Annotated in this window: 14 protein-coding genes; 10 read left to right on the top strand and 4 right to left on the bottom strand. The window is 67.9% G+C overall.

Going from position 1 to position 19,252, the window contains the following annotated elements; translation table 11 throughout:
* Positions 1-15 precede the first annotated feature (15 nt).
* The 8 genes from VGN66_RS16725 to trxA all read left to right on the top strand — a co-directional run bounded on the left by VGN66_RS16725 (position 16) and on the right by trxA (position 13,057).
* Entirely contained in the window at positions 16-2,361 is a 2,346-nt protein-coding gene (locus VGN66_RS16725) for a PAS domain-containing sensor histidine kinase (protein WP_327519922.1), read from the top strand.
* Positions 2,358-2,813 carry a tRNA (adenosine(37)-N6)-threonylcarbamoyltransferase complex ATPase subunit type 1 TsaE gene (tsaE, locus tag VGN66_RS16720; RefSeq protein WP_327519921.1) on the top strand — a complete coding sequence of 152 codons (456 nt, stop codon included), beginning with the start codon at positions 2,358-2,360 and terminating at the stop codon, positions 2,811-2,813. The genes VGN66_RS16725 and tsaE overlap by 4 nt, the downstream gene beginning before the upstream one ends.
* Before the next feature lie 14 nt (positions 2,814-2,827).
* On the top strand, positions 2,828-3,799 hold the full coding sequence (locus tag VGN66_RS16715; protein ID WP_327520291.1) for an aminoglycoside phosphotransferase family protein: 972 nt from the start codon (positions 2,828-2,830) through the stop codon (positions 3,797-3,799).
* Between the two features lie 59 nt (positions 3,800-3,858).
* Complete coding sequence (locus VGN66_RS16710) at positions 3,859-4,557, top strand: nucleotidyltransferase family protein (RefSeq protein WP_327520290.1); 699 nt, start codon at positions 3,859-3,861, stop codon at positions 4,555-4,557.
* 69 nt (positions 4,558-4,626) lie between these two features.
* Positions 4,627-6,036: a tetratricopeptide repeat protein gene (locus tag VGN66_RS16705; protein ID WP_327519920.1), complete on the top strand. Its 1,410-nt coding sequence runs from the start codon at positions 4,627-4,629 to the stop codon at positions 6,034-6,036.
* A 21-nt stretch (positions 6,037-6,057) separates the two neighbouring features.
* Positions 6,058-9,024 carry a double-strand break repair protein AddB gene (gene addB, locus VGN66_RS16700; protein ID WP_327519919.1) on the top strand — a complete coding sequence of 989 codons (2,967 nt, stop codon included), beginning with the start codon at positions 6,058-6,060 and terminating at the stop codon, positions 9,022-9,024.
* Between the two features lie 249 nt (positions 9,025-9,273).
* Positions 9,274-12,678, top strand: coding sequence for a double-strand break repair helicase AddA (gene addA / locus VGN66_RS16695; protein WP_327519918.1), 3,405 nt, complete (start codon positions 9,274-9,276; stop codon positions 12,676-12,678).
* A gap of 52 nt (positions 12,679-12,730) precedes the next feature.
* Positions 12,731-13,057 carry a thioredoxin gene (gene trxA / locus VGN66_RS16690; RefSeq protein ID WP_327519917.1) on the top strand — a complete coding sequence of 109 codons (327 nt, stop codon included), beginning with the start codon at positions 12,731-12,733 and terminating at the stop codon, positions 13,055-13,057.
* Between the two features lie 176 nt (positions 13,058-13,233).
* Here the strand turns inward: trxA and argJ are convergent, their stop codons facing one another.
* On the bottom strand, positions 13,234-14,457 hold the full coding sequence (gene argJ, locus VGN66_RS16685; RefSeq protein WP_327519916.1) for a bifunctional glutamate N-acetyltransferase/amino-acid acetyltransferase ArgJ: 1,224 nt from the start codon (positions 14,455-14,457) through the stop codon (positions 13,234-13,236).
* A 53-nt stretch (positions 14,458-14,510) separates the two neighbouring features.
* On the bottom strand, positions 14,511-16,175 hold the full coding sequence (leuA, locus tag VGN66_RS16680; RefSeq protein WP_327519915.1) for a 2-isopropylmalate synthase: 1,665 nt from the start codon (positions 16,173-16,175) through the stop codon (positions 14,511-14,513).
* Positions 16,176-16,446: 271 nt separating this feature from the next.
* On the opposite strand from leuA, the gene VGN66_RS16675 reads away from it, so the two are divergent.
* Positions 16,447-16,842: a BLUF domain-containing protein gene (locus VGN66_RS16675; RefSeq protein ID WP_327519914.1), complete on the top strand. Its 396-nt coding sequence runs from the start codon at positions 16,447-16,449 to the stop codon at positions 16,840-16,842.
* Positions 16,843-16,846: 4 nt separating this feature from the next.
* Here VGN66_RS16675 and VGN66_RS16670 read toward each other — a convergent pair whose 3' ends face one another.
* A complete protein-coding gene (locus VGN66_RS16670) occupies positions 16,847-17,479 on the bottom strand; it encodes a YceI family protein (RefSeq protein ID WP_327519913.1) in 633 nt (210 codons plus the stop codon).
* A gap of 103 nt (positions 17,480-17,582) precedes the next feature.
* A complete protein-coding gene (locus VGN66_RS16665; protein WP_327519912.1) occupies positions 17,583-18,710 on the bottom strand; it encodes a zinc-binding dehydrogenase in 1,128 nt (375 codons plus the stop codon).
* Positions 18,711-18,840: 130 nt separating this feature from the next.
* Here VGN66_RS16665 and VGN66_RS16660 point away from each other — a divergent pair, with 130 nt between their 5' ends.
* Positions 18,841-19,251, top strand: a complete 411-nt coding sequence (locus VGN66_RS16660; RefSeq protein WP_224920221.1) for an acyl-CoA thioesterase — start codon at positions 18,841-18,843, stop codon at positions 19,249-19,251.
* Position 19,252 lies beyond the last annotated feature (1 nt).

Here is a 19,252-nt window from a genome sequence, read left to right as displayed (position 1 = left end):
GCATGGTGGCCGCCGTTGATCGAGATTTCCCAAAGTGCGGCGACGCTGGCCGGCGCCGGTCTGGCGGTGCTGGTCGCGGGTGCTGCGGGTATGTTGTTCGCCGGCCTGCGCGCGCGGTCGCGGGCGGGGCAGTTGAGCGACGCGAACGCGCGGCTGCTTGCGCTGGCGGCGGGGTCGCCGGCGTTGGCGATGATCGTGCGGGCGGATGGACGGATCGAATTGTCGATCGCGCTCGCCAATTTGTTCGGGTTCGACGCGGTGCCGGCCCATTTTTCCGACCTGATCGATAATGACGCGGTGCTGGCGCCTGAAGACGCGCGGGCGCTGGATCAGGAGGTGAGCGCGGCGCAGCGGGCGGGCAAGCCGTTCCGGATGATCGTGCCGGTGCGCGGGGCGAGCCGGACGCTGCTCGCGACCGGCGTCCGCGCGCCCGATGCGGTGCGCGCGCCGGGCGGGGCGGTGCTTTGGTTCCTCGATGCGACCGAGCCGAGCGAGGAAGTGGCGCGCTTTGCGGCGGAGGCGGATCGCTATCGCGTCGCGTTCGATGCGCTGACCGGCCTCATTCAATCCGCGCCGATGCCGATGTGGTATCGCGATCCCGAGCTGCGCATCGCGATGGTCAACAACGCCTATGTCGAGGCGGTCGAGGGCAAGGATGCCGAGCAGGTCGTCGCCTCGGGCGTTGAACTGGTCGATGCCTCTGCGCCCGGCGGGCCGCTCGCCAGCGCGGCGCATGCGCGCGAGGTGGGTGCGCCGCAGATGGTCAAGCTGCCGGCGACGATCGGGGGCAAGCGGCGCACGCTGCACATCCATGACGTGCCGCTGCCGACCGGTGGGGTCGCGGGCTTTGCCGTGGATGTCGAGGAATTGGAACAGGCGCGCGGCGGGATCAAGCGCGCGGCCGAGGCGCAGCGCGCGATGTTCGACCGGCTGTCGGCAGGCGTGGCGCAGTTCGGGCCGGATCGCGCGCTGGTGTTCTGCAACCAGCCGTTCCGGCGCATTTTCGAGCTGAAGAACGAGTGGCTGGCCGACCGGCCCGAGTTCGACCGCATCCTCGAGCGGATGCGCGAGGCCAACCGCTTGCCGGTGGTGCGCGACTTTCCCGGGTGGAAGAATGAGCGGCGCGAATGGTTCCTGGCGGCGGAGAGCGCGCGCGAGGAAAACTGGACGCTGCCCGGCGGTACCCATTTGCGCGTCGTTGCCCAGCCTTTGCCCGAGGGCGGGTTGCTGACGATTTTCGAGGATCTGACCGAGCAGGTGCAGCTGGCGAGCGCGCGAGACACGCTGTTGCGGGTGTGCACCGCGACGTTCGACAATCTGTTCGAGGGGTTGGGCGTCTTCTCCGCCGATGGGCGGCTGCAGCTGTGGAACAACCGGTTCAAACAGGCCTGGGGGTTCGACGACGCGTTCATCACCGGGCATCCGCGGGTCGATGCGCTGGCCAAGGAAGCAGCAGGCAAGCTTGCCAAGCCGGGTCGCGCGGCGCTGATCGGCGATCTGGTGCGTGCGGCGACGGTCGAGCGGCAGCAGCGCGGCGGGTCGATCGACTTTGCCGACGGTCGGATTTTCGAGGTCGCGGCGGTGCCGCTGCCCGATGGCAACGCGCTGTTCACGATGCTGGACATTTCGGACCGGCGGCGGATCGAGAATGCGCTGCGTGAGCGCAACGACGCGCTGGAGGCGGCGGACCGGATCAAGACCGCGTTCGTTGCCAGCATGAGCTATGAGCTGCGCACCCCGCTGACGTCGATCAAGGGCTTCGCCGAGATGCTCTACAACGGCTATGCCGGGGCACTTCCGGAGACGGCGGTGGAGTATTCGGGCGCGATTCTGGAGTCGGTCGGGCGGCTCGGCGACCTGGTCGACGATGTGCTCGACCTGACCCGCGATGGCGGGGCGCTGGCGCGGGAGGTGGTCGATCTCGAACTGGTCGCGGGCGCGGCGGTCGAGAATGTCCAGCCGTCGATCAAGGCGAAGAAGATCGAGCTGGTGGTCGAGATTCAGGGCAGCGCGGGCAGCATCCAGGGCGATCCGCGCCGCATCCGCCAGATTGTCGAGAATCTGCTACGCCATGCGGTGAGCGGGACCGGCGAGGGCGGTCGGGTGCTGCTGCACATCGACGGGTCGGACACGCGGGCGCGGATCGTCGTGTCGGATGACGGCCCCGGCATGGCGGAGGCGGTTGCGGCCAAGGCGTTCGACCGCTTCGCGCAGGCCGGGATCAGTCGCAATGGCGAGCGCGCGCTGCAACTTGGCCTGCCGCTCGCCAAGCAGTTCGTCGAGGCGCATCGCGGTACGATCGAGCTGGTGTCGGAGCCGGGGCAGGGGACGATGGTGGTCGCGGAGCTGCCGCGCGCATGATCACGCTGGCCGATGCTGCCGCGACGCAGGCGTTTGGGCGCGCGCTCGCGGCGCAAGTGCGGCCGGGCGATGTCGTGGCGCTGTCGGGGCAGCTGGGCGCGGGCAAGACCAGCATCGCGCGCGGGCTGCTCGCGGCGCTGGGGCTGGAGGGTGAAGCGCCGTCGCCGAGCTATGCAATCGTCCAGCCCTATGACCCGCCCGAGGTCGCGTTTCCGGTGCTGCATGTGGACCTCTATCGCATCGACGATCCGGACGAGGCCGAGGAACTGGGGCTGGAGGATGCGCGCGGCGATTCGCTGCTGCTGGTCGAATGGCCCGAGCGGCTGCCCGATGCCTGGTGGGCGGATGCCCTGTGGCTGACACTGACGATCGAAGCCGATGGGTCGCGTGGCTTGACAGCGCGGGTACCGGCGGCATGGAAGGACCGATGGCCCCTGCAAGCGATGGCGTGATTTCGCCCCCCGACATGAACCCGCCCGCACGGGCTCCGCATTTCCTGGCCGAGATCGGCTGGGGGGATGGCGAGATCCTGCCGCTGGCGGGGGACGCGTCGTTCCGGCGTTACTTCCGGGTGCAGGCACCGGGGCGCAGCGCGATCCTGATGGACGCACCGCCGCCGCATGAGGACCCGCGCCCGTTCATCTCGATCGCGCGCTGGCTGACCGATCGCGGCTTTGCTGCGCCGACGATCTATGGCGAGGATCTCGACACGGGACTGGTGCTGATCGAGGATTTCGGCGACGCGCGGTTGCGCGAGACCGTCGATGCCGCGCCCGAGAGCGAGTTGCGGCTGTACGAGGCCGCGATCGACGTACTGATCCGGCTGCGCGGGCATGAAGCGGCGGCCATCGACCCCTATGACGTCGACACCTGCCAACGTGAGGCGGCGTTGCTGACGGACTGGTATTGCCCGGCGATCGGGGTCGAGGCGGATGTCGAAGGCTATCGCGCGGCGTGGGATGCGGTGCTGGCCCCGACGCTGCAGGGCCAGCGGGTGACGGTGCTGCGCGACTATCATGCCGAAAACCTGATGCTGATCGAGGGCAGCGAGACGCTCGGCCTGCTCGATTTCCAGGACGCGCTGGCGGGGCATCCGGCTTATGACCTTGTCTCGCTGCTGCAGGACGCGCGGCGCGATGTGCATCCCGATCTGGAGGCGGCGATGCTCGACCGTTATCGCCGGATTACCGGGGCGGATCAGGCGTTCGTCGATGCCTATCATGTGCTCGGCGCGCAGCGGAATGCGAAGATCATCGGCATCTTCACCCGGCTGTGGCAGCGCGACGGCAAGCCGCGTTATCCCGGGCTGTGTCCGCGCGTGTGGGGCTATCTGGAGCGCGACCTTCAGCATCCGGCGCTCGCCCCGGTGAAGGCGTGGTTCGACGCGAACATCCCTGCGCATCTGCGCGGCGACCCGATGGTGGTGGTGCAGGCGTGAGCGCGAAGAAAACGCTGGCGATCCGGCCGATCCCGGCCGGTGCCGTGCCGCGCACCGCGATGGTGATGGCCGCGGGGCTGGGTAAGCGCATGCGCCCGCTGACCGCGACACGGCCCAAGCCGTTGGTCGAGGTCGCGGGCAAGCCGTTGATCGACCATGTGTTCGACCGGCTGCGCAGCGCGGGCGTCGAACGCGCGGTGGTCAATGTCCATTATCTTGCCGATGCGCTGGAGGCGCATGTCACCCATCGGGTGAAGGATATCGAGGTGCTGGTGTCCGACGAGCGCAAGCAGCTGATGGAGACCGGCGGCGGGCTGGTGCAGGCGCGCGACATGCTGGGCGATGACCCCTTTGTCTGCGTCAACAGCGACAATCTGTGGATCGACGGCCCGATCGACGCGATCCGCCAGCTGGCGGCGGCGTGGGACGATGACCGGATGGACGCGCTGCTGCTGCTCGTTCCGCTCGCCCGCGCGCATTGCCATGGCGGGCAGGGGGACTTTCACCTCGACCCGTTCGGCAAGATCGTCGGACGGCGCAAGCCGGGGCGGTTGGCGCCGTTCGTCTATACCGGGGTGCAGATCCTCTCACCGCGCGTGATCCGCGACTGGCCGGAGGGGGCGTTCTCGACGAACCTGTTCTGGCAGCGCGCGATGGAGGCCGGACGGGCGTTTGGCGTGGTCCATCAGGGGCTGTGGTTCGATGTCGGCAGTCCGCCGGCGATTGCGGCGACCGAGGCGGTGTTGGCGGATGGGTGAGGGCACGAAGAGCCTGAACATCCATTTCTGACAGACGACAATCGCGCTGCTTTTCCGCATGATGGGGCGATGGCTGTCCGTAAAACCCTGCTGATGGCATTGGCGCTCGCGGTCGTTTCGCCTGCGAACGCGCAGCAATGGCCTGTGCCGGTGGCCGCCCGGGAAGCATCCGAGCGCAACGACCACCGTCAGGCAGCGGCGACGATCCTTGCCGAGCTGAAACAATGCGAAGTGGGCGAGCCATCCCGCTGCGCGCTGCTGTTGATGTGGGCGGGGTCCGAGACGTTCCAGTTCGATTATCAGGCGGCTGAACGGCTTGCGCGAAGGGCCGTCACGCTGTCTGCCCCACCCGACGGCAAGTCCTATCCTGATCGCGCGCATGCGCTGGACTTCTTGGCTTTGACGCTCGGCACACAAGGCCGGTTCGTTGAAGCGGAGGCGCCCCGACGCGCGGCGCTGGCGCTGCTCGAGCAGACTTTGCCCGAAGCCGATTTGCGGGTTGCAGACGGTTATAATCAGCTGGCCGGCGTTCTGGATCGGCTGAGCCGCCATAGCGAGGCAGAGGTATTTCTTCGGCGTATGCTGCTGCTGCATGAGCGCCATCGGCCGCCGGGGCATTTGTTGATCGCGATGAGCTACAACAACCTCGCAGACAATCTTGCGAGTCAGGCCCGTTACGTCGATGCGGAGCCATTTTATCGCAAGGCAATGGTGCTGCGGGAGCAATTGTCGCCGTCCAATCCATCCGCACTCGCCGCGAGCTACGAAGGATTGGGGCGGGCGTTGATCAACATGTCCCGCGCCGACGAAGCCGAGCCGCTGTTGCGACGTGTCATCGACATTCGCATCAAGACGTTCGGGGCAGAGGAGTATATCGTCGCGTGGAGCTACGACAATCTCGCTATGCTCCTGGAAAATCGCGGTGATCTTCGTGAAGCCGAGGCGCTGCGCCGGAACTCATTGGAAATTCAGGAGGCACACTGGCCCGCTGGCCACCTTACGATTGCTGCTGGTCAATCGATGCTGGCGACCAACCTGGATCTGCAGGCGCGGTACGTTGAGGCCGAGCCGCTGCACCTTAAAGCGATTGCGGCATACGCCGCCGTGACGCCGGAGGATTCGCCAGCGATGGCGGATCTCTACGACAGTCGTGCCTTCAACCTGGAGGGACAGGATCGCGACGAGGAAGCCGAGCAGTTCTATCGGCGATCGCTTCGTGCCCGGGCAACGCTGCCAGCAGCCCACCCCAGACGGATTTTCGGCTACCGGTCATTGGCGGGGTATCTTCGCGATCACGATCGTTCGTGGCCCGAGGTTCGTTCGCTGTATCGTGCCGCGCAGGCTGGCATCTTTGACCGCCTCGCCACCTATTCGAGTTTCGACCGTGAAGCGCAGATCGAACTGAGGGACTACCAGCCGGTGTTCACCGGGCGGGTGCGTGCTGCATGGACGCTATCGAATATGCCCGCCCGCCCATAATCGCCTTGGCGAGGACGGCGCATGGCGGCTACGCATTGGCGGATGACCACCCGCCTCAACTTCTACACCATCCCGCCGCATCGGGCCTTTGCCGATGCGCTCGCGCAGGGGTTGATCCGGCGGCATGGGGGCGATCCGTTGCGGCTGGCGCGGGGGGTGGTGCTGGTGCCGACCAATCGCGCCAAGCGGACGATCACCGATGCGTTCGTGCGGGCGAGCGGGGGTGGGTTGTTGTTGCCGCGCATGGTGGCGATTGGCGATCCCGAGCTGGATGAGGCGGCGGGTCCGTTTCTCGATCCCGCCGACGATGACGCGCCGATCCCGCCCGCGGTCGATCCGTTGCAGCGGCGGATGATTCTGGCGCGGCTGATCGAGGCGCATGACCGCAGCGTCGATGCGGCGGAGGCGGTGCGGCTGGCGGGGGATCTGGGGCGGACGCTCGACCAGATGCTGGTCGAGGAGATCGCGCCGAGCGCGCTGCGCGACGTGGTGCTGCTCGATCACCTGACTGTGCATTGGCAGCGCGCGCTCGACCTATTCGAAATCATTCTCGAGAAGTGGCCGCAAGCGCTTGAACGGCTTGGTCGGATCGACCTGGCCGAGCGGCGCAACCGCTTGCTCGACCGGGTGGCGGCGCGGTGGCGGGCGGAGCCGCCCGAGCGCTTTGTCTGCGCGGCGGGGATTACCACGAGCGCGCCCGCGATTGCGCGGCTGCTGCGCGTGGTTGCGGGATTGCCGCAGGGGCAGGTGGTGCTGCCGGGCGTCGATCTGGCGATGGCGGACGAAGAATGGGCGATGCTGGGGCCGTTCCCGGCTGACCCGGTCAGCGGACGGCGCAAGCGCAGCCTGGAGACGCATCCGCAATTCCATCTGAAGCTGCTGATCGACCGGATGGGGGTGCAGCGCGGCGAGTTCGAGAGCTGGCGCGTCGCGACCGAGCTGGACGCGCCGCCCGCGCGCAGCAAGGCGATTGCGAGCGCGATGATGCCCGCCGAGCGCACGACCTTGTGGAGCGACCTGCCCGCTGGCGAACGGCGGCTGGCGGGGGTGCGCGTGCTGGAGGTCGCGACCCCGGCGGAGGAGGCACAGGGGATTGCGCTGGCGTTGCGGCAGGCGCTGGAGGAGCCGGGGCGGACGGCGGCGCTGGTGACGCCGGATCGCGCGCTGGCCAAGCGGGTGGCGGCGCATTGCGCGCGTTGGGGCATCGCGATCGACGATTCCGCCGGGTCGGCGCTGGCGATCCTGCCGCCGGGGACGCTGTTGCTGGCGCTGGCCGAGGCGGCGGCGCAGGGGTTTGCGCCGATGGCGTTGCTGGCGCTGCTCAAACATCCGCTGGTGCGCGCGGGGGAGGCGCGGATCGGGTGGCTGGAGCAGGTGCGGTCGCTCGATCTGGCGTTGCGCGGGCCGAGGCCGCCTGCCGGGCTCGCGGGAGTAGCGGCGCATCTGGCCGATCCCGAGGGCTATGATGCGCGGACGCGGGGGCGGGCGATCGAGCCATGGGCGGAGATTGCGGCGCTGCTGGAGCCGATTGAGGCGGCGTTTGCGGCGGAGATGGTGCCGCCTGCTACGCTGCTGGCGCAGTTGCGCGAAGGGGCCGAGCGGCTGTGCGGCGAGCGGTTGTGGGCGGGCGTCGATGGGCGTGCGGCGGCGGCGTTGCTCGACGATCTGGAGCGTGAGGCGGTGCATGGGCCCGCGCTGATTGCGCCGGCGAGCCTGCCCGCATTGCTGCGCACGTTGATGGACGAGGTGGCGGTGCGGCCGCCGCAGGGCGGGCATCCTCGGCTCGCGATTCTCGGCGTGATCGAGGCGCGGTTGCATGCTGCCGATCTGGTGGTGCTGGGTGGGCTGAATGAGGGGGTGTGGCCGGGGCTGCCTGCGCCCGACCCGTGGCTGGCGCCGCGTATTCGCAGCGAGCTTGGCCTTCCGGGGCTGGAGCGGCGGATTGGCCTCGCGGCGCATGATCTGGCGCAGGGGCTGGGTGCGCGCGCGGTGCTGCTGACGCGGGCCAAGCGCGATGCGGGGGCACCGACGATCGCGTCGCGCTTCTGGTTGCGGCTGGAGGCGCTGTCGGGGGGGCTGGAGCGGGCGAGCGAGCTGGAGGCCTGGGCGCGGGCGATCGATGTGCCGGGGGTGCATGAACCGGTGACGCGGCCCGAGCCGTGCCCGCCGGTGGCGATCCGGCCGCGATCGATTCCCGTCACCGATGTCGATCGGCTGAAGGCCGACCCCTATGCCTTTTACGCCAAGCGGATGCTGCGGCTGCGCCCGCTCGATCCGGTCGATGCCGATCCGAGCGCGGCGTGGCGCGGGACGGCGGTGCATGACGCGCTGGAGCAATGGGCGCGGCACGATGGCTGTGACCCCGACGCGCTGGAGCCGCGCGTGCTGGAGATGCTGCGCGCGGCGCACCCGATGATGCGCGCGCTGTGGCAGCCAAGGTTGATCGAGGCGGTGCGCTGGATCGTGCGCGAGACGGCGGCGCATCCGGCGCGGCGCATCCTGGCGGTGGAGCAGGAGGGCGGGATCGACATTGCCGGGGTGCGGCTGACCGGCAAGTTCGACCGGATCGACGCGATGGGCGACGAGACGATCGGGATTGTCGATTACAAGACCGGCCAGCCTCCCAGTACGCGGGCGGTGCGCGCGGGGTATAGTTTGCAGCTGGGCCTGCTCGGCCTGATCGCCGAGCGGGGCGGGTTTGCGGGGATTTCGGGGCGGGCGAGTTGCTTCGAATATTGGTCGCTGGCGCGCAAGAATGGCGAGTTCGGCTATGTCGCGACGCCGGTCGATCCGGCGGAGAAATATGGGCGGATGAAGCCGGAGGAGTTCGTGCCGACGGCGGCGGAGAATTTCGCCGATACGGCGGGGCGGTATCTGACCGGGGGCGAGGCGTTCACTGCCAAGCTGCATCCGGAATATGCGCCCTATTCGGATTATGACCAGCTGATGCGCCGGGACGAATGGTATGGGCGGGAGCGGCGGTCTTGAGCGGGGTTTTGGTTCACGCGAAGGCGCGAAGGCGCGAAGAAGAAGTGATTCTTTCACGCAGAGACGCAGAGAGCGCAGAGATGATGGCCCGCCGCGTTAGCGGTTTCCATATTCTCAGCGGGGCCGCTGGGCGCAACATGCATGCGCTTCGCGCAGGGCCTAGCGTCTCTGCGCTCTCTGCGTCTCTGCGTGAACAAAAAGCCTTCGCGCCTTTGCGCCTTCGCGTGAACCAAAGCCGGGGAGTCGCGCATGTCGTCGGCTAACATCTCGGCACTCCCCCCGCTCGCCGGGAGCCAGGGCGCGGCGTCGCAGCCGGAGGCGAGCGTGTGGCTGTCGGCCAGCGCGGGGACGGGGAAGACTCAGGTGCTTGCCGCCCGCGTGTTCCGGCTGTTGCTGCGCGGGGTCGATCCGGGTGCGATCCTGTGCCTGACCTTTACCAAGGCGGGCGCGGCGGAGATGGCGGCGCGGGTGAGCGGGCGGCTCGCCTATTGGGTGCGGGCGAAGCGGACCGAGCTGTTTGCCGATCTGGAAGCGCTGGGCGAGCCGGCCGATGACGCGCAGATTGCGCTGGCGCGGACCTTGTTCGCCAGGGTGCTGGATGCGCCGGGCGGAGGATTGCGCATCCAGACGATCCACAGCTTTTGCCAGGCCTTGCTGTCGGCGTTTCCGGTCGAGGCGGGGCTGACTCCGGGGTTCCGGCCACTGGAGGCGCGCGAGGAGTCGGCGCTGGCGCGCGAGGCGCTGGCGGAGATGCTGGTGACCGCCGAGCGCGAGGGGCGCGGCTGGGTGATCGATGCGGTGGGCGCGTTGAGCTTGCGGCTGGGCGAGGGCAAGGCCGAGGCGTTTCTGAGCGCGTGTGCGCGCGCTCCCGAGGCGATGGCGGCGATGCCGAGCGGGATCCAGCCATGGTTGCGGCGCGCGTTCGGGCTGCCGTCGGGGGATGTCGCAGCGGCTGCGGCGGAGTGGTGCAGCGACGATGCGTTCGACGTGGACGGGCTGGCGCGGATTGCCGATGCCAATGACGCTTGGGGGACGGCGACGGGGACGCGCGATGCCGGCGTCGCGCGGGCTTGGCTGGCGGCGGACCCGGTGGCGCGGGTGGCGGGGCTGAGTGATCTGCGCAAGTTGGCGCTGACCGGCAAGGATGAGCCGCGCAAGGTGTCGGCGAAGCTGGCGGGGATCGACCCGGACTATGAATCGCTGCTGATCGCGCTGGGCGAGGCGTGTATCGCCGTTCAGGGGATGGTGGCGCGGGCGGGCTATGTCGATTGTCTGGCGCAAGGACTGGCGGCGGGGCGGGAGTATGCCGCGACCTATACCGCGGCGAAGCGGCGCGCGGGGGCGGTCGATTTCGACGATCTGATCGGCAAGGCGGTGGCGCTGCTGGAGCAGGACGGGATGGGCGACTGGATCCGCTACAAGCTGGATCAGGCGACCAGCCATGTCCTGATCGACGAGGCGCAGGACACCAATGTCGCGCAGTGGCGGATCGTGCGCGCGCTGGCCGACGAGTTCTTTGCCGGCGAGGGCGCGCATGGCGAGGAGGTGCGGACGATCTTTGCGGTCGGGGATTACAAGCAGGCGATCTTTGGCTTTCAGGGCACCGACCCGGTCAATTTCCGCGCGGCGCAGCAGCATTTCGATACACGCGCGGCGGGGGCGCTGGATACGCTGTCGCTGGTGCACAGCTTCCGCTCAACCGCGCCGGTGCTGGAGTTTGTCGATGCCGCGATCGACGCGCTGCCCCCGCCGGGGATGGGCGCATTTGCCGAGCCCGAGCCGCATGCCAGCCGGGTCGAAGGGCCGGGGACGGTGACGCTGTGGCCGCCGGTGGTAACGGGCGGCGACCCCGAGGATGAGGAAGGCTGGATCGACGATGCGACGCGCGAACTGGCCAACCGGATCGCGCGACAGATCCGCGAGTGGATCGGCACGCTGGAGCTGGAGAGCAAGGGGCGGGTGCTGCGGCCCGAGGATGTGATGATCCTGGTGCGGCGGCGCGGCGAGCTGGCGGGGCTGATCGTCGCGCGGCTTTATGCCGAGGGGGTGTCGGTGGCGGGGGTGGACCGGCTGCGGCTGAATGCGCCGCTGGCGGTGCAGGATTTGCTCGCGGCGGTGCGGTTCGCGTTGCAGCCGGACGATGATCTGTCGCTGGCGGCGTTGCTGGTGTCCCCGCTGATCGGGTGGACGCAGGATGAGCTGATGGTCGCGGCGACGCGCGAGCGCGGGAGCCTGTGGCGGCATTTGCGCGCGACGCAGACGCCGGAGCGGCTGGAGCCGCTGTTCGGGTTGCTGGCGCGGGCCGACTTCATGACGCCGCACCGGTTTCTGGAGGCGATCCTGACCGGGCCGATGGACGGGCGGCGCAAGCTGCTCCACCGGCTGGGGGCCGAGGCGCTCGATCCGATCGAGGAGTTGCTGACGGCGGCCTTGGGGTTCGAGGGGGTGGCGACGCCGACACTGCAACGCTTCCTCGACTGGTTCGACCGGGGGGATGTCGAGATTGTGCGCGACGCGGCGCAACCGCAGGCGGCGGTGCGGGTGATGACCGCGCATGGCGCGAAGGGGTTGCAGGCGCCGTTGGTGATCCTGGCCGATGCGACGGCAGACCCGGTCGCGGGCAATCGCGGGGATTTTGTGGAGTGGGAGCCGGAGGGCGAGGGGTTCAAGCTCCCCGTCTTCCGTCCGGGCAAGGCCGAGCGTGGCGGGCCGGTTGATGCGGCGGTGAGCGCGGCGGAAGCGCGCGAGCTGGAGGAGCATTGGCGGCTATTCTATGTCGCGGCGACGCGGGCCGAGGAGCGGCTGGTGATTGCGGGGTCGCTGGGGCCGAAGGCGAAGGGCGAGCCGCCGGAGTTGAGCTGGTACACGGCTGCTGCGGCGGGGCTGGACGCGCTGGGCGTGCCGGAGGGCGAGGGGGAGCGGAGCTTTGCCGGGCTGGCACCGACCCGTGCGGTGTCGCGCAGGGTGGTTGTTGCGGATGCCGGTGAGGCGGCGGGTGCGGTGCCCGATTGGGCGCGGCGGGCGGCTCCGGTCGAGGCGCGACCGCCGCGGCCACTGGCGCCGTCTTCGTTGGGTGAGGATCTGGTGGCCGATCCCCCGCCTGCTGCGGCGTTGCGCGCGGCGGCGGAGCGGGGGCGGTTGATCCATGCTTTGCTGGAGCGGCTGCCGGTGGTGGCTGCCGAGCGGCGCGCGGAGGTGGCGGAGCGCTGGCTGGCGGGCGCGGGTGGCGTTGAGGATGCGGGCGAGCGCGCCGAGCTGGCGCGGGCGGCGCTGGGGGTGCTGGCCGAGCCGCGCTTTGCCGATTTGTTCGGGCCGGACGCGCTGGCCGAGGCGCCGGTCGCTGCGGTGGTGGGCGGCGGGCATGTCGTTTCGGGAACGGCGGACCGGCTGCTGGTGACCGACAGCCGCGTGCTGGTGGTGGACTTCAAGACCGGGCGGCGCGCGCCGGGGGCGCTCGGCGATGTGCCGCCCTATCATGTTCGGCAGATGGCCGCCTATGTCGCGGCGCTGGAGGTGATCTTTCCGGGGCGCGAGGTGGCCGCGGGGCTGCTCTATACAGCGGGGCCGGTGCTGTTCGAACTGCCCGCCGATCTGGTCGCGGCGCACAAGCCGGGCTTCGCGGCGAGCGAACAAAGCTTGGCACTCGATGCTTGAGACGCGCGGCTGCCGACCCTAGTTAGGTGGCAACACACAGGAGATTTGAGACATGGCGAAGGCCGTTACCGACGAGAGCTTTGCAACCGACGTGCTGCAATCCGACAAGCCCGTGCTGGTCGATTTTTGGGCCGAATGGTGCGGCCCGTGCAAGATCATCGGACCGAGCCTGGAAGAGCTGGCCGAGGAGCTGGCCGACAAGGTTACGATCACCAAGCTGAATATCGAGGAAAATCCCGACACGCCGGGTAGCCTGGGCATCCGCGGCATCCCGACGTTGTTCGTCTACAAGGATGGGCAGAAGGTTGCGCAGCAGGTGGGGATCCAGGAGATCAACACCAAGTCCAAGCTGAAGGCGTGGATCGAGAGCGTGGTGTGATTTTGGTCGCCCGTTGATTTCCCCTCCCTGAAAGGTAAGGGGGCAGGGGTGGGTTCTAGCGGCGGGGGAGGCTCGATGCCTCCCCTGCCGCTTTGTTTCGTGGCGCCAATCGAGTCTTTTGGAGCGCGCAGACACGCGCACCCACCCCCGTCCCCTCGCTTTCAGGGAGGGGTGAATTAGCTCCGATAGTCCGCGTTGATCGAGATGTAGCCGTGGGTCAGGTCGCAGGTCCACACCGTGGCGCGGCCCTCGCCCAAGCCGAGATCGACGCCGATTTCGATGTCCTGGCCCTTGAGATGCGCAGCGACGGGGGTTTCGTCATAGCCTTCGACCGCGAGGCCTCCTGACGCGACCTGCACGCCGCCGAAGGTGATGGCGAGCGTGTCGCGGTCGGCGGGTTCACCGGCCTTGCCGACGGCCATGACGATGCGGCCCCAGTTTGCATCCTCGCCGGCGATGGCGGTCTTTAACAGTGGCGAGTTGGCGATGCTGAGCGCGATGCGGTGCGCGCTGGCGTCGCTCTCCGCGCCTTCGACATCGATGCGGATGAACTTCGATGCGCCCTCGCCGTCGCGCACGACGAGATGGGCGAGCTGGAGGCAGAGGTCGGCGAGCGCGGCGCGGAAGGCGTCGGCGCCGTCGCTGTCGTCATCGCTCAGCACTGCGTTGCCCGCCGCGCCGGTGGCGAAGGCGAGGACGGTGTCGCTGGTCGAGGTGTCGCTGTCGACAGTGATGCAGGAGAAGCTCTTGCGGTTGGCGTCGGACAATGCGCGCTGAAGGAAGGCTGGATCGACTGCGGCGTCGGTGAAGACGTAGCCCAGCATCGTTGCCATGTCAGGGGCGATCATCCCCGACCCCTTGATTATCCCGACCAGATTGACGCTGCGTCCATCGACGATGGCGGAGGTCATCGCGCCCTTGGCGAAGGTGTCGGTGGTGCCGATCGTGTTCGCGGCGTCCTCCCAGCCGCAGGGTTCGGCGGTGAAGGCGGCATCCAAGCCGGCCTCGGCTTTGTCGATGGGAAGTGGCACGCCGATCACGCCGGTTGAGGAGACGAACACGTCGGAGGGCTGGCAGGCGAGATGGCCCGCGACCCGCGCGGCAATCGCCTCAACCGCCGCGCGGCCGCGATTGCCGGTGAAGGCGTTGCTGTTGCCGGCATTGACCACCAGCGCCCGCGCGCGGCCGAGCGGGAGCGCGTCGCGGCACCATTCGACTTCGGGCGAGGGGCATTTGCTGGTCGTGGTGACGCCCGCGACTGCGGTGCCCTCGTCCAGCGTCACGAAAGTCAGGTCGCAGCGGTCCCATTGCTTATACTGCGCGCGGGCGATGCGGAGCGTGACGCCGGGGATTGCGGCGAGTGACGGGAAGGCGGCGGGGGCGAGGGGGGAGCGGGTCATGTCTGTTCCCTAACAAACTTGGCGGCCCCGGCCTGCGCCGGGGCGACGGTAACTTAAGCCAGCGCGCTCGCGGCGCTGAGCACGGCGCGGACGCTGGCGGTGGCGACGTCTTCGTCGATGCCGACGCCCCAGATGGTCTGGCCGTCGGCGGTGCGGCATTCGACATAGGCGGCGGCCTGCGCGGTCGAGCCATGGCCGATCGCGTGTTCGGCATAGTCGGCGATGTCGAGTTCGACGCCGAAGCCTTCGCGGATCGCGGCGACGACGCTGGAGATCAGGCCGTTGCCGCGCCCGCTGACCGATTTGGACACGCCGTCGACTTCGATCGATCCGGCGAAGATGCGTTCGCCGTTCGCGGCGCGGGTCTCGTCATAGGCGCCGAGCGTGAACCGCTGCGGCGTCTCGAGGCGATAGGCGCTCTGGAAGGTCGCCCAGATGTCCTGCGCATTGAGTTCGCGGCTGGTTTCGTCGGCCATGCGCTGGACGTGGCGGCTGAAATCGGCCTGGAGGCGCTTGGGGAGCTTCAGCCCCTTGTCCTGTTCCAGCACCCAGGCGACGCCGCCCTTGCCCGATTGCGAATTGACGCGGATCACCGCTTCATAGCTGCGGCCGAGATCGGCGGGGTCGATCGGGAGATAGGGGACTTCCCACAGATCGTCGTTGCGCGCTTCCTGCGCGGCAAAGCCCTTTTTGATCGCGTCCTGATGGCTGCCCGAAAAGGCGGTGAACACCAGGTCGCCGGCGTACGGCGTACGCGGATGGACCGGGATGTTGGTGCAATATTCGACCGTTTTCACCACCTCGTCGATGTCGTCGAACGCCAGCTTGGGATCGACGCCCTGCGTGTACAGGTTCATCGCGACGGTCACGAGGTCGCAATTGCCGGTGCGCTCGCCATTGCCGAGCAGGCAGCCCTCGACGCGATCGGCGCCCGCCATCAGGCCAAGCTCCGCCGCCGCGACGCCGGTGCCGCGGTCGTTATGGGTGTGCAGCGAGATCACCACGCTGTCGCGGTTGGGGATGTGGCGGCAGAAATATTCGATCTGGTCGGCATAGATGTTGGCCGTCGCCGCCTCGACCGTCGCGGGCAGGTTGAGGATCAGCGGGCGATCGGGGGTGGGCTGGAGCACCTCCATCACGGCGGCGCAGACCTCGACCGAGAAATCCAGCTCGGCGGTCGAGAAGGTTTCGGGCGAATATTGGAAATGCCAATCAGTGTCCGGCTGGGCCGCCGCACCATCGCGCAGCATCCGGGCGGCGTCGATGGCGATGCCCTTTACCTGCGCGCGGTCCATGCCGAACACGATCCGCCGCCATGCCGGGCTGACTGCGTTATAGACGTGCACGATCGCCTGTTTCGCGCCGCGCAGGCTCTCGAAACTGGTCTCGATCAGGTCGCGGCGGGCTTGGGTCAGCACCTGCACCGTCACATCATCGGGGATGCGCCCATCGCGGACGAGGCCGGAGATGAAGTCGAATTCGGTTGCGCCAGCGCTGGGGAAGCCGACCTCGATCTCCTTGATCCCGACACGGCAGATCAGGTCGAAGAAGCGGGTCTTCTTCTCCGCATCCATCGGGTCGATCAGCGCCTGATTGCCGTCGCGCAGGTCGGTGGAGAGCCAGCGCGGCGCTTTGGTGATCGTGCGGCTGGGCCATTGGCGATCGGGCAGATCGACCTGGGGGAAGGGGCGGTATTTGACGCTGGGGTCGCGCAACATGGGACTTCTCGCTTCGAAACGGACGGTCGGGGGAGGGGTTGCTCTGCCCTTAGGCCGTGTGCGCAGGCGATGCCCGCGCGAATCCACGCCCTAAGGGCGGATAAGTCGAAGCAGGGGAAGGTTGGCACCGTGCAACATTATGCGGGGCGCTTAGCCCGGACGCGCAACAAATGTCCAGTACGGATTCCTCCGCCCGGCCACCGGCCTAGCGATATCATTCTATAAAGATTTGAGCGGCATAGGATGAGATGGGGGCCGGACAGGACGAAAAATGCTTCAAATCATGTACATCAGCAGCGCCTCCAACTGCGCCCCGATCGACGTTGCACAGATTTTGACGGTTTCGCGGCGTAATAACGCGCGCGATGGTATCACCGGCTTTCTCTACGCAGACGGGCGGCGGTTCCTGCAAGTGCTGGAGGGGCCGGAAGAGGCGGTCGAGCGCGCCTTTGTCCGGATCGGAGGCGACCCGCGCCATCGCGCGGTCGTGACGCTTTCCCGCCGCGCGACCGAGGCGCGTGAGTTCGGTGAATGGGCGATGGCGCACCGCATGCCCGGTGGCGATTCCGACGCGCTGATGGAACAGATTGCCGAGCGACTCGAGGCCGCGTCACCGAATGTTCGCGCCACCTTTGAGGGCTTTGCGAAGATCCGGCGCGCGGCCTGAACCCTTACTTCTGGAACGCGGCGGCGATGGTCAGTTCGACCTCGTCGCTGACCAGCGGCACGGCATAACCGAGACCGAAGTCGCTGCGCTTGATCTTCGCCTCAGCCTCGAACCCGACATTCTCCTTGCCGCCCATCTGCGCCGGCGCCTTGCCCGCGCCGTAGAAATCGACGTCGAGCGTTACCGGCTTGGTGATGCCGTTGAGCGTCAGGTTGCCATGGACCTTGGCCTCGTCGCCGTCTTCATCGACCATGACATGCGTCGACACGAACTTGGCGTCAGCGGGTGCCGAGCCGAAGAAGTCAGGCTTGCCGCCATCCTTGCCGTCGCGCAGCAGGTGTGCGGTGAAGCCGGGGACGCCAGTCACCATCTTCGATACGGGGATGGTCACGTCGACCTTGGACGCGCCGGGGTTCTTGGGGTCGAGCTGCATCGTGCCGGTGACCTGGCCGAACAGACCCCAGAGCGGCGAGAAGCCGAAATGGTTGACCTCCCACTTCACCAGCGTGTGGTTGGCATCGACGGTATAGGTGCCGCCGGTGATGGCGGCCTTGTCCTTCGTACCCGGCATCTGCTGGGCGACGATGGGCGTGGCGATGGCGGTGGCGGCGAGCAGGGTCGCGAGTACGAGGCGCATGGGTTCGGTCTCCGGATTGCGTTACGGGGGCGCCACGACAATGCGCGACACCCCCGACTTGTTCAAATGGCGAAACGGGAACGCATGGTTTCCCGAACTGCGATCAAAGCTGCGGCAGGATCAGATATTTCTCGCCCGTCGCGCGGCGGTTGTATGCGGCGATGCAGCCGGGTTGGACCGCGTCTTCCAGACTGATGCGGTTGCTGTAGCTGCTGGCGAAGGTGGTGCGTATTTCGGCCGTAACCTTGGCGCGCATCCGCGCCACTTCCTCCATTCCCGCCTTCATCAGATATGGGGTGAGCAGCCAGCCGCCGACGCCCCAGATCATACCGAAACCGCGATTCAGCTCGGTCGGCGCGGTGCTGAGGCCGCCATAGATATAGACCTGCTTCATCGTCGAGGAGCCATAGGGGCCGTTCGCCGGGTTGGTGCGGACCGCCGCCGCCTCCATCGCCGTCAGGATCTGGCCGGCGAGTTTGCCGCCGCCGATCGCGTCGAAGGCGAGGAAGGCTTGCGTCTCGGCGATCGCGTCGGTGAGCTGGGCCATGAAGTCGGGCGCGCTGCTGTCGACGACATGGGTCGCGCCGAGATCGCGGAGCAGCAGCGCCTGCGTCTGGCTGCGCACGATGTTCACCAGCGGCACGCCTTCGGATAGGGTCAGCTTGACCAGCATCTGGCCAAGGTTCGATGCAGCGGCGGTGTGGACGAGGCCCTTATAGCCTTCACGCCGCATCGTTCCGACCATGCCAAGCGCGGTCATCGGGTTGACGAAGGACGAGGCGGCTTCCTCGGCCGCGATGCCATCGGGGAAGACGAGGCAGTCGCGCGCGCGGAGCAGGCGATACTGGCTGTAAAAACCACCGCCTGCCGCGGCGACACTCTTGCCGATCAGCGCCTGTGCCGCGGGATCGTCTCCGGCGGCGACGACCGTACCGGCGCCTTCATTGCCGATCGGCAGCGGCTTGCCCGCGCGCACCGCGACATGGCGGCGGAGTGCTTCGGGGATTTCGGCACGCGCGCCATAGCCGAGCGGCGCGAAGGCGTTCGAGTCGGCGACGCTCAGCATCACCGCGAGGTCGGACGGGTTGATCGGGGTCGCCTCGACCCGGATCAGCACCTCGTCTCCGCTGGGCTGGGGCACCGGCACGTCGCGCAGGGTGAGTTCAAGGCCGCCATCTTCGGTGACGGTCGACAGCATCTGCTTGGCCTGGGCCGGGATCGGGTGGGTCATTGCATCCTCCTTTATCGTTTGAACCGGGCATACCGTGAATTCGAAAGCGGGATCAATGGGGCTTTACGGATTTGCGCGGGGTCGCGATTGCCCCCTCGCATCTGCGGCTGGTTTACGTTAAGGTGAACCCATGACGCGCGCAGCCATCCCGTTCGAAGTGCCCATCCCCGTCGATCCCGCCGACATCGACTTCATGGGGCACGTCAATAACGCGAGCTACCTGAAATGGGTGCAGGAGGCGGTGCTGGCGCATTGGCAGAAGCTGGCACCGGCCGAAGAGGTGGCGAAACACCTTTGGGTCGCGCTCAAGCACGAGATCACCTATCGCAAGCCCGCCTTCCTCGATGACGAGGTGGTCGCGACGGTGCTGCTGGAGAAGGTGCAGGGCGTCAGCGCGTTCTACGAAACCATCATCCGCCGCGGCGACGATGTGCTGGCCGAGGTCAAGTCACGCTGGTGCTGCGTGGATGCAACAACGCTGCGCCCGGCGCGGATCGCCGAGCATATCGTCGAGCATTTCTTTGGGAAGCGTGAGGGTTAGA

The organism is Sphingomonas sp. (assembly GCF_035998645.1).
Lineage (GTDB): Bacteria > Pseudomonadota > Alphaproteobacteria > Sphingomonadales > Sphingomonadaceae > Sphingomonas.
Note: the sequence above shows the minus strand (reverse complement) of the source record. Positions and strands in the feature narration are given on the sequence as shown.